Source organism: Roseivirga sp. 4D4 (genome assembly GCF_001747095.1).
In the GTDB taxonomy this organism is placed as follows: Bacteria; Bacteroidota; Bacteroidia; order Cytophagales; family Cyclobacteriaceae; genus Roseivirga.
This window is the reverse complement of sequence record NZ_MDGP01000001.1, coordinates 1161793-1176306: the sequence shown is the minus strand read 5'-3', so window position 1 is coordinate 1176306 and position 14514 is coordinate 1161793. Positions and strand designations below refer to the sequence as shown.

The 14514-nt window shown below is 41.3% G+C and carries 12 protein-coding genes; 4 read left to right on the top strand and 8 right to left on the bottom strand.

The window, feature by feature from the left end; translation table 11 throughout:
• Positions 1-23 precede the first annotated feature (23 nt).
• Complete coding sequence (locus BFP97_RS05060; protein WP_069841372.1) at positions 24-1091, bottom strand: agmatine deiminase family protein; 1068 nt, start codon at positions 1089-1091, stop codon at positions 24-26.
• Between the two features lie 145 nt (positions 1092-1236).
• Between BFP97_RS05060 and BFP97_RS05055 the strand changes: the two genes are divergently transcribed.
• The 4 genes from BFP97_RS05055 to BFP97_RS05040 all read left to right on the top strand — a co-directional run bounded on the left by BFP97_RS05055 (position 1237) and on the right by BFP97_RS05040 (position 6011).
• Positions 1237-1845: a 2'-5' RNA ligase family protein gene (locus BFP97_RS05055; RefSeq protein ID WP_069841371.1), complete on the top strand. Its 609-nt coding sequence runs from the start codon at positions 1237-1239 to the stop codon at positions 1843-1845.
• Between the two features lie 93 nt (positions 1846-1938).
• Positions 1939-2391 (top strand): four helix bundle protein, encoded by a 453-nt coding sequence (locus tag BFP97_RS05050; protein WP_139135191.1) that lies wholly within the window; start codon positions 1939-1941, stop codon positions 2389-2391.
• A 224-nt stretch (positions 2392-2615) separates the two neighbouring features.
• Positions 2616-5222, top strand: coding sequence for a PAS domain S-box protein (locus tag BFP97_RS05045; RefSeq protein WP_069841369.1), 2607 nt, complete (start codon positions 2616-2618; stop codon positions 5220-5222).
• A 60-nt stretch (positions 5223-5282) separates the two neighbouring features.
• Positions 5283-6011, top strand: a complete 729-nt coding sequence (locus BFP97_RS05040; RefSeq protein WP_069841368.1) for a LytR/AlgR family response regulator transcription factor — start codon at positions 5283-5285, stop codon at positions 6009-6011.
• Positions 6012-6141: 130 nt separating this feature from the next.
• Here the strand turns inward: BFP97_RS05040 and BFP97_RS05035 are convergent, their stop codons facing one another.
• From BFP97_RS05035 to BFP97_RS05005, 7 genes are all read right to left on the bottom strand, one after another.
• Positions 6142-7338, bottom strand: a complete 1197-nt coding sequence (locus BFP97_RS05035) for a glycosyltransferase family 2 protein (protein ID WP_069841367.1) — start codon at positions 7336-7338, stop codon at positions 6142-6144.
• Between the two features lie 105 nt (positions 7339-7443).
• Complete coding sequence (locus BFP97_RS05030) at positions 7444-8328, bottom strand: glycosyltransferase family 2 protein (protein WP_069841366.1); 885 nt, start codon at positions 8326-8328, stop codon at positions 7444-7446.
• A complete protein-coding gene (locus tag BFP97_RS05025; protein WP_069841365.1) occupies positions 8325-9131 on the bottom strand; it encodes a class I SAM-dependent methyltransferase in 807 nt (268 codons plus the stop codon). Before BFP97_RS05025 ends, BFP97_RS05030 begins: the two co-directional genes overlap by 4 nt.
• Positions 9122-10429, bottom strand: coding sequence for a flippase (locus tag BFP97_RS05020; RefSeq protein WP_069841364.1), 1308 nt, complete (start codon positions 10427-10429; stop codon positions 9122-9124). The genes BFP97_RS05025 and BFP97_RS05020 overlap by 10 nt, the downstream gene beginning before the upstream one ends.
• A complete protein-coding gene (locus BFP97_RS05015; protein WP_083262433.1) occupies positions 10429-11583 on the bottom strand; it encodes a glycosyltransferase family 4 protein in 1155 nt (384 codons plus the stop codon). Before BFP97_RS05015 ends, BFP97_RS05020 begins: the two co-directional genes overlap by 1 nt.
• Positions 11584-11693: 110 nt before the next feature.
• Positions 11694-12878, bottom strand: a complete 1185-nt coding sequence (locus BFP97_RS05010) for a glycosyltransferase (protein WP_069841362.1) — start codon at positions 12876-12878, stop codon at positions 11694-11696.
• 166 nt (positions 12879-13044) lie between these two features.
• Entirely contained in the window at positions 13045-14490 is a 1446-nt protein-coding gene (locus tag BFP97_RS05005; protein ID WP_083262432.1) for an O-antigen ligase family protein, read from the bottom strand.
• Positions 14491-14514: the final 24 nt, after the last annotated feature.

The following is a 14514-nucleotide window of genomic DNA, read 5'->3' as shown; positions in this document are numbered from 1 at the left end:
AAATCCGATGGGGGATGCAAGCACTATTGTGCTCTGGCAGCTAGGATGAGTCGCTCAGCATTCTCACCAGCTAATTGCCAGGTGAGACATCTTACACTACCACCCATAGCGCATATGCCTTCGGCATTTACTTCTATCACATTCTTAGTCGTATTCTCTCTTATTGTTCTCAAAGCAGCAGCTTCGTGACTCATTCCAAAAGTTGGCACATAGATATTATTAAAGGTAACTGTCGCATTGAGATTGATACCACAAGCCGATTCAAAGCCATCCCATTGTCCGGGAGGGTTAGTCGCGTACTCAACAGGCACCTCTATGATTGATATACCGGGAAAGGCCTTGTTCAACTCATTCATTACTTCCGTTCTTAAAGCTGGGTTAGTGCTATAGTCATTGATCAATAGTGTATCATTATCCACCCAGCTTACCATACCATCTGAATGAGCCAGTACTTCTTCATCTGGTGTGATGATGGCTACTTCACTTGCACCAAGTAAGTCCTTGAGCCGAGAGACACCTTCGGCATATGAGAGGTTATTGTCTTCCAGGAATCGGGTAGTGGTGATTACTCTTCCCTTGTAATTGTCTACAATATTCCCTCCATCGATTAAAAGGTCGGTTTTGGTTCGTACAATGTTGAGTTGGTCAGCCAATTGGCTAAAGCTTCCCTGAACTTCTCTGCTTTGCTGTCGCAACATGGAGGCCCAGGTATAGGTAAATTGTACAGGCGATAGTGGATTGACTGTTGTAAAGTCTCTCACCCAGATATCATATACATCTGCAGTGATCAATATGTCCTCAGGTACTTTGCCCTCATAGAAAGACTTAGTTTGACAATCAACGATAATCACCACATTGTCATTTCCCATGATTTGCTTTGCGTAGTTAATCTGAAAGTCAACGATCAGATCGAATGCAGGAGCGTAGTATTGCTCATTGACTGATGGTGCTGACAATACCAAGAGCATTCTTTCATTGCTCAAGGTGTTAGTTTGATTCTCTTTTGAATCTGAGTCCGGTGAAGGGGAGTTGCTGCAGGCTGCTAATGCAATTAGCACTAAGCTGATTAGTATCACTATTGTTTGTTTCATGATTTTGGTCTTTGGGTTGAATACGTTAAGGACAGAGATACCCTACCGATTGGTTAAAAATGTGCGATTCCTTTCAATTGGGATGTATTTCAGAAATACTAAAAATAGTAGTTTGTAATACTAATATATTTAGTATATTTGAGTCATGATTACAGAAAACACCAGCAAAATGTTTACCTATACCACGCTTAGTGAGTATATGGTCATTGCGCTTCCTTATGCCGAAATAAACGAGGAGGTAAAGCAATTCAAGAAAGAGTTTTTCCTTAAGTATGGGGCTTATGCTGGTCAGAATTCATGTGCTCATATTCGTTTGGTTTCCTTTTTTCAACCGGAGGAAAGAGAACAGAGGATATTAAATGCCACGCAAGAAGTGCTTGACGAAATCAATGGTTTTGAAGTGTTTTTGAACGGATTTGGGTTTAATGGAATAGAGAAGCATGTGTATCTGGATGTATTGAATAAGCAGTCGCTTTTAGATGTTTATAATCAACTAAGGCTTAGGCTTTTTAAAGAGCTAATCTCACTGGCCTTTCTGAATAAGCACTATCAGCCTGCTATGAGCATTGCGCGTGATTTGAATGCCTTTCAGTTTATGGAGGCGGTTAAGGACTACGAGCATGTGGCTTATACTAATAATTTTAGAATTACACGATTACATATACTAAAGAGAAAAGCACCTTTTAATACCTGGGAAAGTTTGACGACACTGCCCTTTGCTAAATCAGAAGGAGAGTTGCTAGGGCTTAATTAATGTTTAGGTTAGTCCCATGTCAGTTTAACTGACCAGTCTCCGCCATACCAGGTGGCGGAGATTGCAAGGGGCGTTAAGTTTAAAGAACTTGAGATGAAGACTTTTGGAAGTTTAAAAATATTGGAACAAGGCATGGAGATCGTGTCGACCACCCACCAGTTGGCCAGTAAATACACACAAACTAATATGGCTGGTTTGATTAATGAAATCAGCCTGTTGGCTATTGGTATTCCTTCAAGTATTGCTGCAAGCAGTAAGGAGGATACTACAAACGCTTATCAGGAAGGCTTACAATCTGCTTTAACCTCAGTTGAGCGGATTGATGAAAAATTAGCATATCTATCGGATGAAGAGCCTACTTTGGATAGGCTCAAATGCCTTATACATTTAGAGCATGAGTTAATCGCTCAGGCATTGGGTAAGTCTGGTCAAATGACCTTGAAAAGACCTGCAAAAACATCCAGACTGGCGCTGGCTTCAATGAAATCGAGAGCACCTATGCCTCATATCAAAGTTTCTCAAGGCGTACAGGGAGAGCTTTTTTAGATTTCATTCATCGAATTATTTGGTCAGTTATCGAAACATACCGTCAGTTATCGAAGGATGATGGTCAGTCAACGAATTATTAGAATTGTAGCATGATGGTTTAGTTCTTTTGAGTTAAAGTAACTCAACCCAGGATCAAACCATACATAAAGATAGGCCATGATGGCTTCTTGAAAGAAAGAAGCAGTATCTCTAATCATTTGATTAGTAGATATCAATTATGTGTGGGACAAAAACCTGATGAGCGCCTGCTAAAGCTTATTCTTGAGTCTTCCACGTCCGAATCTAAGGATACCCCACAACTTACTTTAGACGACATCATTGTTGATGTAAAAGTTGAACCTTCCAGCGATTTATACCATATTACTTTTTCTGAAAAACAGGATAGGGTATTGACGAACAAATTCAAAACAGACAAGTACAAGCTCCTAGTAGAGGCTGCCAATGATATTATTTATGAGATAAATCTACAGGGCCAGTTTACCTATGTAAACCCAAAGGCAAGCGAGGTTACTGGTTATTCCAGAGAAGAGTGCCTGGATATGACCTATCTGGAATTAGTAAGAGAAGACTGGAGAGGAAAACTTCAAAAGCACTACAGAAACCAAGTCAATGAGTCTATTCCATCAACCTATATGGAGTTTCCTATAGTTGATAAGAATGGTAATAAAGCCTGGTTAGGCCAAAATGTGCAGTTGATTGAGAATGGCACTGAGATTACAGGTTTAATGGCAATTGCCAGAGATATTTCTGAAAGACATGACAACGAAAGGGTCTTGGCTCAATCTGAAGAGAAGTACCGCGGTATCATTCAAAACCTTCAGTATGGATTGATGGAAGTCGATCTTGATGAGCGAATCGTATATGCGAACGAGGCCATGTGTATCATATCGGGATACACACAAGATGAGCTTGTGGGACAAATCGCTTCGGACATACTGGTCGATGATGATACGAAAGACATAATAGAAAGAGAGCATGAGAAACGCGGAGATGGTGTAGCTTCTGTGTATAAGATCAAGCTTAGGCATAAAGACGGTTCCCCGATCTATTCTCTCATTTCAGGAGCGCCCATTTATGATATTGACGGTAACCGAACGGGTTCCATTGGTATTCATATGGACATTACAGACAAGCAGAAGGATGAAGAAGCACTTATCGCAGCACGAAACCAGCTTGAAGCTCAAAACATCGAACTGAAGAATAACGAGAAATTTCTAAGTGCTATCAATGGTTTTGTGACAAAATTATTGGATGATGACTCATTGACTGACATTGCCTGGGAAATTGCAGAAAATGTCATTGATCAATTTGACTTTGAGGATTGTGTGATCTATGTGCTGAATGAGGAGTCAGAGATGCTCGAGCAGCTTGCTGCCTATGGTGCCAAAACAGAGAAGAATCGCATTATTAAAAACCCCATCCATATTCCATTAGGCGAAGGGATTGTGGGTAGTGTAGCACTTACCGGTAAGGCTGAGATAATTAATGATACTTCTAAGGATGATCGCTACATAGTAGATGATTCCATGCGCCTTTCGGAAATATCGGTGCCAATTGTTGCTAATGGCAGAGTGATCGGTGTGATTGATTCGGAGCATCCTCAAAGAAATTTCTTTACACAGCAGCATCTGGAGACCCTCAATACGATCGCTGTATTAGCCTCGAATCGCTTGAATAGGGCTTTGGCACATCAGAAGCAAAAGGAGGCCGAGGAGGAACTTAGGGATAATGAGAATAAGCTTCGTAAGATCCTTGATTCTGCTATTGACGGGGTGATCACTATTGATACAAAGGGTATTGTGACAGAGTGGAATCGTCAAGCGGAGGTGATCTTTGGCTACACTGCAGATGAAGCTATCGGTAAACCTCTGACCGATACGATTATTCCTCCTAATTTCCGTGAGGCGCATGATCGTGGAATGAAGCATTACCTAAAGACAGGTGAAGGACCAGTGCTCAATCAAAAGATAGAGATATCTGCCATCCGCAAGAATGGAGAGGAATTCCCAATAGAGTTGGCCATTATTCCTGTCAAGACAAAGCGTATTGAGACTTTTACCGCATTTGTTAGCGATATCACCGTTCAGAAAAAGGTGCAGGAAGAGACTGAAAAGGCGCTGAATAAAGAAAGAGAACTGAATGAACTGAAATCAAGGTTTGTGGCTATGACCTCTCACGAGTTTAGGACACCTCTTACTACCATAAAACAGAACACTGACCTCATTAACTTCAAGCTGGGAAGCCTTTTACCTGACGGAGCATCATCTTTTGATAAGTATTTCGATCGGATATCTTCGGAAATTGGTAGGGTAACCGGTCTTATGAATGACATTCTAATGTTAGGTAGAATAGAGGCTGGGAAAATAGAGATTAAGAAAAGAGAAGATGATTTAGTGGCCTTCTGTGAGCACTTGGTCCTTAAGCACAGATATGATGACGCTGATCCTAAGACGATTGATTTCAAGGTGGTTGGTGTTCCGAAACCAGTGGCCTATGATCGTCAACTACTTGATCATGTGATTAGCAATTTGGTTTCCAATGCGATCAAGTACTCGGAAAATAAATCAACTCCTGAGGTCACACTTGCATTTAACAAGTTGAAAACCGTGAACATACATGTCAAGGATTTCGGCATTGGAATTCCTAAGAAGGATCAGAAAGGACTCTTTCAATCTTTTTATCGCGCTACTAACGTTAAGAATATCCAAGGTTCAGGATTAGGCTTATCTATTGTCAAAGAGTTTACAGAAATGCATGGTGGTCATGTTTCTGTAATCAGCGAGGTAGGCGAGGGTGCTGAGTTTATTGTCGAACTTCCTTATAAGTAATTCTTATTAACGTGTGAATTAACTCCTAATTCCTATATTGATGGGAAATAAAACCACAGTATGAGTCAATTGAAAGTGCTGGTCGTTGAAGACGACCCTATGATAGCAGATAGTGTTAAAGACATCCTTGAATTATTAGACCATCAGGTTGTTGGAATCGCACCAGATGCTGAAACAGCCATTAGTTTATGTAATGAACATGAACCGCAGATTGCACTCCTGGACATTCAGATTGGTGGTGATATTGACGGAGTTGATTTAGCAGAGTTGATTAATGATCAATTTGATATTCCTTTCATCTTCACAACTGCCTTCGCGGATAACACAACCGTATCTCGTGCGAAGGAAAGAGGTCCCTTTGGATACTTAGTCAAGCCTTATGGAGTGAAAGAGATTAATGCGGCTATTGAGGTAGCAATGTCTGCTTTTCAGCGACTGAAGAAGGCTGAAGATAAGCCAGGCATGTCTAAGATTATAGACAACAGCATGTTCTTAAAGGTCGATTCTAAACTGATTAAGATCAATATCTCAGACTTATTGTACATTGAAGCAAAAGGTGATTACGCACTTTTCAAGACCAAGGAGAAGGGCTATATCGTACACTCTACCATGAAGCGTGTTATTGATCGCTTGAATGAGTACAACTTCGCTAAGGTGCACAGGTCTTATGTGGTTAACCTATCCAAGATTATCGACATCGAAGAGTCTAATCTATTGATTGAAGACAAAGTGATCCCAATTTCCAGAGCCAATAAAGAAGCACTTATTAAAAGGCTGAACTTATTGTAGTTGCAAGGTTCGAGGTGAAAGACTTAAGGTTTTTGTAATTAGTTGGTAAATACAGTGCTGGCAAAGTCTCTTACAATAAGTGATTTTGCTCTAAATATCTCATTAATTTTTTTGGCTCCTTGAACAACCTCTATTTCAATAGTTGGGTCTGACTAAGACTTATTGTTGAAGCTACTCTCTTGGATTTCTCCCAAGTCACCTGCTGTTTTCCACTGAAGTATTTGAGCCAGCCTAATACTATGCAGAGGTGCATAAAGATGAAGTAATAGGGGATATGTAGCCATTTGACATTGGTTTGGCCATCTCTGATCACATATCCGACAAATGCCAACAGGTAAAAGATCAATTGTGTCCTTAGCAACCCTTCGTAGAGCCAGAATTCACTCGCCAGCTGAAACGAGCATATCAGTATGAGCAATAAGGCAATGGGATTTAATGTCCATCTCAAGGCGCGGTGTGAAACGTACTGAAATGTAAGTTTACCATACTTAAAGAAATTCAGTAGCGGTAAGAGCTTAATGACGGCTTGTATTCCCCCGGCACTGATTCTGACTTTTCGCTTTTGTTCCTCGGCCATTGTTGCTGAGGCTGTCTCTATCGCCAAGGCCTTAGGTTCGTAGGCCACTGTATAGCCCTTGGCTGCCAAGTTCATGGTCATTATAAAATCTTCGATTAGTGTATTTTCTTCAATCGTCTCAAACAAATGGGTGCGAATGGCAAAGAGTTCACCAGCAGATCCCACTAAGGTGTTCCACTGCGCGTCCATGCGCTTTAGATAAGACTCATACTTCCAATAAAAGCCTTCTCCCGATGCGCTAGCACTATCCGAGGCTGCGCTCATTACGGTTTTTTCACCTGATACTGCAGCAACCCTGTTCCTTTGAAAATGATCCGTCATTTGCCTTAAACCATCTTTGTTGATCATGACATTAGCATCTGTGAAGACGGTATAGGGAGTGCTTATCAATGGCATAACTCGATTGACAGCGGCAATCTTTCCTTGTCTTAATGGTTTAAAATAGAGCTCGACCTCTGGATGCTTTCTGACAATGTTATTGGTATGATCATCTGAGCCATCAGATACTACGACTATTTTTAGTTTGTCTTTTGGATAGTCAAGAGATATGGAGTTGAGGATCTTTTCTTCAATAATGTCTTCTTCATTATAAGCCGCTATCAGCATTGTAACCTCTGGCAAATCAGTGTCGGAGAGAGGTGCTGGAGAAGGTTTCCCGCTTTTTAGTCTATTGAGCAAAGTCAAGGTTACTCCATATCCAATGAAGTGATAAAAAATAATTCCAACTGACGTCCAAAGTATGATTTCCATGTCTTTAAATTTTAGATCAAATTAGTTCAGACCAACACCTGATTTTGATTCTATCGATAACATGTCACATTACTTCGTTCAATGGCAGTTGAAAAGTGTTGACCATCAAAAAGCTTGTATTCCTACTCTTGGAACTATTAAGCCATGGATTATGGCTTTAGAAAAAGCTCTGAGGTGCACTAAATCTCTTTTAATTAAATGTTTCAGAAGGTTTTTTGGGGTTGATATGAGCACAAAGAAAGCCAGAAAGAAGATCCATTGTTTTCGATTGGATTTTCTCATAAAGTGAATTCTGTTTCTATTTTGATAGTAAACTTTAAGTGGACTGTTTTTACCTGTGGTTATGGACTCTTTGTGTAAGACTTCAATATCAGTTCTTACCTTAATCTCATAGTTCTTATTTCTAATGATTCTTGACCAGTCAAGCTCTTCATAATAGAGGAAGTATTCCTCTGGCATAAGACCACACTTTGTAATGACATGTCTGGGAATCATCACTGCTGCCCCATGAAAGTAGGAGGTATCTGCCAGCAATTTCTCGGGTTGTTCTTGGATCAATTCATTTCTTCCTGTAAGCGGATTGACTTCCGTGAAGCCAGCAAATTGAATCTGATCAGGTGTATCATAATATTTTAGAATGGGGCTAACGGCACCAATTCTCTCGCTTTTACTGAAGCTTTCGAGCATCTTTTTAATAATCCCTTCTGTTACTTCTGTGTCGTTATTTAACAAGAAAATAAAGTCTCCGTCCGATGCTTTAATGCCTACATTATTGCCACTAGCAAATCCAATATTCTCCCGTACATTGATGACTTTTACTTTCGGTAAATGCATCTTATAGATTTCGCTGTCGTCAGATTCTTGGGCATTGTCCACGATAATCGTTTCTAAATTTGGATATGAGAGTGCTGCAATAGAATCGAGTAATTCGCAGGTGACTGCACGTTGCTTATAGTTGACGGTGATGATACTTACTTTTGGATGTTTCATGATAATGGCTTTTGTCCGATAACCTGAATGGCATTTCCCCAATTGTTGGAGTGTACCAAGCGATCGGCATGAATGAATAGTTTAGCAATGGGGAGGGTGACGAGTTGCCCAAGCAACCCTGTCTTTTTCCCTAAATAGGCCAATTCCCAAGCGAACCTTGAGAGCCACCCATCTGAATAGGAGGCGTGAGTGATAATGAATCCTTCCCTTCGAAAACGACTTTTCAGGCCTTCCAGATCATAGATCTGACCAATGTGCTCTTCTTCCAGCCAGTCATGATGTTCGTCAAACCACTTTTCAGGGAATAGCGTTCTTTGGATGGCATTAGGGATTTTTACAATGAAGTGACCTCCAGGTTTTAGTTTGTCATATGCCACCTGGAAGGGCATTTTTTCAGGGGCAATATGTTCGAACACATCTATGGAAAATATAAGGTCAAAAGCCTTATCCCTCAAACCATCTATGGGTTTGCAATGTGTATGCATATTGTCTAACTCCAGTTTTTGAGTGGCTCTTTTTACTGCAGCAATGCGTTCAGTATCTATATCCAAGGCATGTACGCAAGCATTTGGGTATGCACTGGCCAAACTGATGGCATATTCACCATAACCGGTTCCCAGGTCGAGTATTTTGCCATTCTCAATTGAATGAGTATGCCGTAGGAGCTTCTTGAAAACGGTAAACCTAGCATAGTTGCCCACATTGGTGTATCCGAATATCTTATGGAAAAGCTTTGCTATACCAGGCCTACTTTTCAGTCTTTCACTGGTGTGTATTTGGGCTGTACCGAAGGTTAATTCCATGATAATGTCTTTAGCGTTTTAAAAATTGGTTTAGACGAATTCCTAATGTCTCGGATAGGCCTAATAACACTATGCTTCATCAGTCCGACTTGGCCAATCAGAATGGTAATGAGAATGCTTGAACTAGTCGCAATTGCCGCACCAGGTAGACCATATATAGGTATCAGGAGAGCGTTCATCACTAAGTTCAGTGCAACACTGATCAATAGCATTCGAAAGTTGATTTCTGGCTTACCAATGGCATCTAGTGTTAGTCCCAATACTCTGCCAATAGGCTTAAAGATCATGCCCACACTCAGTATAATTATCAGTTGCGATGAGTTGCTGTAATCCACTGAAGATAAGATTGATATGATTTCTCTATTAAACATTATGAGTATGAGGCATATAGGTATTACAAAGACTAATAATCTTAATACTGAGCTTCCATATTCAGTATTTAGATCACCTGTCCTTGGGCTCTGATAACTTGCAGATATTCTAGGGTAAATGACTTGGGATAAGGCATGAAGTGGCAGCTCGGCATAGTTCATGATCTTGGTGGCAAAATGGAAGATGGCAACAGCAGTCGGATCCATAAAAAAGGCAATCATCAGTACATCTGATTTATGGAATACCATGGACATAAGGTTTGTCGCGCTTACATATTTTCCAAAGCTCAAAAGGCTCAGTACATTGGTTTTCTTAGGCATTTGCCATTGAGGCCGAACCTTAATGAGGTAATAGAGGACTGGGCATATCAAAGCGTACAATTGACAATTGATTACTTGGACTAATGACAGCGTTTCTATTTGTGATCGTGTAATCAGAAGTAGGCCGGTAAAGCAAATCAGGTAGATCGTATTTACCTTGAAGTAGGTTTTAAAATCACCTTTGGCTTGACAATAGGTCGCAATGAGTTGGATGGTTCCTAAAACAGTCAGTGTCTTCAGGGCGTGCCGAAGTAGTTCGGTCAGTTTTAAGTCAGCAGTTAAGTATTGTGGAAGTATGAAAAGAAGAGTTCCTGCCAGACCTATGAATGCGTAGTTAATCATAAAACCCGCTGTACTGATTGCTTTAGCATTATCAGGCTGATGAATGATATGTCTAGTCAAACCGTTTTGTACTAAACCTTGTCTGACGGAGTCTGCAATTGAGATGGCTGTGATATATAAGGCCCAGCTACCAAATTCAGCTGTTGAGAACCTGTTGACCAATAAGAGGAATAGAATAAAGTTAGCCATTAAGAAGGCGATTTGACCTCCAAAGGCCCAGGCCGTATTTGTCGCAAATTTGCTTTTGAAGAGTTTACTGATCATTACTGAGCAATTTTATAGTAGGTGTCAATGGTGCGCTCAGCGATGGTAGACCACTTATACGAATGTTGTACTTTCAGCATGCCCTTAACACCCATTTGATGAGCAATTGTGGGTTTGCTGGAGAGATATTCCATGGCCTCAATGAATTCTAAGGGCTTACTAGGGTCACATAAAAGTCCATTGTGCTCGTTTTCAATAGTTTCTCGAATGGCCGGGATATCTGAGGCAATCACAGGAATTGCATGAGCATTGGCTTCAAGTAGGACAATGCCTTGTGTCTCATATTGACTCGGCAGTATAAGGGCCTGATAGTAAGGCAGCACTTCATGTACTTTGGCATTACTGTGCTCTCCAAGTAGCCGAACCCTGCCTTCTAATGCATATTGCTTAATAGAGGCTTGAATCTTCTGTTTTTCACTGCCATCACCAATAATATCCAGACAGATATTCTGGTTCGCGAACCTCATATGTTCAACGATTGCACTGATGCCCTTGACGGGATGGAGCCTGCCTACAAAAAGAAAGCGTTGAAATGCGGATCGTTTAGCCGTATTTGTGGAATGATCCGTATTGACACCATTTGGGATTACATGGACCTCATTGTCCGTGGATCGAGATACCTTCATTTGCCCTTTAAGGGTTTCGCTGACTGAAATACTAATCTTGGATTGTTCTAGGAGTTTAGACTCGAAGCTCTTTGCTAAATACCTGTGAATATGCCTGTTCAGGTCATACCATTTGATATGATTGTTTTCTAGTTCCACAAGTCCATGAACTGTACTGACTAGCTTTTGACGGATGCCCCTAAGTCCAAAAAGAAGGTAGCCACTTCTTCCTTGTGCATGAATAATATCAAAGTTGTGATGATGGTTTTTGACCCACTTTCTCACTGTTAGGTTGAAAGCAATTTCCTCTGCAGCAAAACTTATCGGCTTAATGTATCTCCCTGGAAAGTAGGGAAGGCTAATGATTTCAACACCTTTTCGCAGGGTTTTGACTTCATTACTTCTAAAGGGTCCACCCACGACAATCGAGACGTTATGATCAGCTTTCTTGAGTGCTTTGGCCAGTTCCCAGGTATGTGTTTGAATACCGCCTTTGAACTGCCATGGCATGGTCTTGCAGATTAAAAGTATGTTCAGCTTATTTTTCATGGTTACCTTGCTTTGCCTTTTTTTCTTCTTTCATTTCCCGTTTGGACATCATGATGCCATAGGCCATAGCCATTAGGGCTATTGGGATTGCTATCGGCCAGGGCATTCCTTCAAACATGAGCCTTCGTTAAACCATGAGGTGTATGTAGAAAAGTTCTTTTAGAGGCTTTCATCAATGTCAAAGCCTTACATGTTGAGATCACTAGGGATGGCATTGTCCGTATAATGGTCCATACACTTTTCACTAGGGATGGTAATGGCAAAACCATTAGATAAGCACCTGCGGTTGCTAGAAGACCAATTGAACTAAGGATTGTGAGTTCCGTAGAACCAGCGATTATTGAGCTCATTAGGCCAATGGCCAAAATAAAGGGGCTCAAAACCCTCGGTGGTAGTGCTAGCTGGATCGCTTTATGGAAATGATCTCTGTTCCCAGCCATCAATGATTTCACTCCTGGGTAAATGGATTGAAATAGAAAGCTATACTGTGCTTGTAGCCATCTACCTCTTTGTCTGGCAAATGATCGGTTGTCAGATACCTTTTCATCATAGGCAACCAAATCATGGGCATACTTGATGAAGATGTTTCTTTCGGTAATGGCCAGCTCTAGTTCCTTATCGAAACCTCCAACCGCTTCTAGACAGAAGACCAATGATTTGAATAGTTGATAGTCAAATACCATGACCGAGCCCGATAACTTGGAGGAAAGCCCCAGACGGTTGGCACCTGCACAAAGCATAGCTGTATTTGCTGCTTCAGATAGACCATCCATCAGTGCAATGTTGGTTTGTGTATTAGCGGCTTTCCTAAGCCCTTGAATGGCTTTGTGGCCACAGCTCAAGTAGTGACTGGCTTTATATAGAAAGTTGGTGTCAACCGTATTATCTGCATCTAAAATTACCACGCCATCATAATTACCATCATACTTTCGCATGGCCGCTTGCAGTGCCTTCACTTTTGTACTCTTTTCAAAGTTCACTTCTAAGACCTCGGCACCCAGCTGAGTCAGCCCTTTGTTTGTATCTGGTTGGAGGCCATCACTGATTACTACGTAGTCGAACCGGGCCGAAGGGTATTGATATTTTAAACTCATGTTGATTTTGGTACTATTGATGATCACTGCATCTTCTCGATATGAGGGTACTAAAACCAAAAGCCTTCTGGCTTCACCATCAAATTCACAGATGCATTTTGCTTTAAATCTGGAAGCTATAGCAAGTGTCAATTGATATAAACCTGCTAGCATCAGAAAGCCTATTAGGATGTAAGCGAGTATGTAGATAAGTCCGGTCATGGTTCTTTGTTTTTATTTGTTTAAAGCTAATTGAGGCGGTTTTGACTATTCAGAATAACCGTTGACTGACAGTGAAATGAGGATGAATGGAGATGTTTTGACGATGGGTAATGTGTAGAGCGTAGTGAGTAATTCGTAGTGCGTATTACGTAATGAGTAGTGGGTATTAGGATTGGGTTTTTCTAGTGAGGATAAAGAGGAAAGGGATCATCATATTCATAATCGGGCCTGTTGGCATTTGACCAAGGACTTGGTTGCCATAACTGGCGAAGACTATGCCGACAAATGAAGCATAAAAGCCCATGGCAATTGACTTGCGTTGTGATGAGGGCATGACCATAATGGCATGGCCAGACTTGCCGAGTATGTATCCGATAATCATTAGGTGAAGCAGTAGACCTACAAAACCCGTCTCGGCCCAGATCTTGACATACCAACTATCTGTAGCGGTATTGGCCATTAGGGAGTCCGGATTGAATCTGGCACCCCAAAACCCTGCGGTACCAATACCGCCACCAAAAGGCTTGTTGGCTAGGTATTGGCCAAAAATCTTTTGGTTGTCTAGCCTTACGCTCATCGACTTATTATTAGGGTCTAAGGCCGTGCGCATACGCCTGACTTGTTCAACGCCTTGAAAAAGAAAGGTGTATTTGAGTATACAAAAGACAATAACAATTCCAGCAAAGCCACTGGCCAATACTTTGAAATTTTTCATCAGAATGAGGTAGGCAATGCCACCGGCTAATGGCACCATTAGAGCACCTCGTGTTCCTGATATCGCAAAGCCCAAAAAGAAGATTAGTCCAAGTATTAAGTATTTAATCCTTTTCATCATAGGAGAGGGTCCCATAAAGAGAATCCCACACAGCAGAGCCATCATGGCCTGAGAAGCACCAAAGGCTCCTGCGTCTGAATAAAAGGAAAAGACCCTAAGCACTCCATGCAATACATGTTCTTCGTGATGGTCCAGGTCATAGAGCCAATAATACTCAGCCGCATCAACACCGAAGATTTGTTGCTTGAAGCCCCAAATAGTGCCCAGTAGGGATAGTCCAATAATGATGTTAAGGAACTTTTGTACATCACGATCTTCTCGAAATAGAAGGAAGACCAAGGGAATGGTCAGAAATTGATAGAAACCAATACCACGCATAGCATAGAACCAGGCGATGGGGCCATTGCCACTTGGGTTGACCATTTCCAGACATAGGTATAGCATCCAGATGCAGGAGATCCATACTAGATCGTTTTTGGCATTTTTCCAATTGACTCGGATTTGTTTATTCATCAACACAACCAACCAACACAGCGCGAGCAAGATATCAATTGACAATCCCCAAGGTCCGGGAACATAGCGGGTCAATCCCGAAGAGAGAAAACCCATCAATAGCGTAGCCCAAACGCCATATTTCGGCTGATTCCATAAGATAGAGATGACCAAAAGGCCTACGGGAAGCGCTAATAAAATCATTCCACCAGCGAGCCCGAGTATTTTGATCAAGAGGAACGCAGCGCCAAGGATAGCAAGAAGTAATAGAATGCCATAACCAGTATTAATCTGGCTAGCTCCTTGCGGCTGAATATAGCTAAGATTTGATCCTTGGGGTTTCACAGTGTAAAGATTAATTTTTCAGGT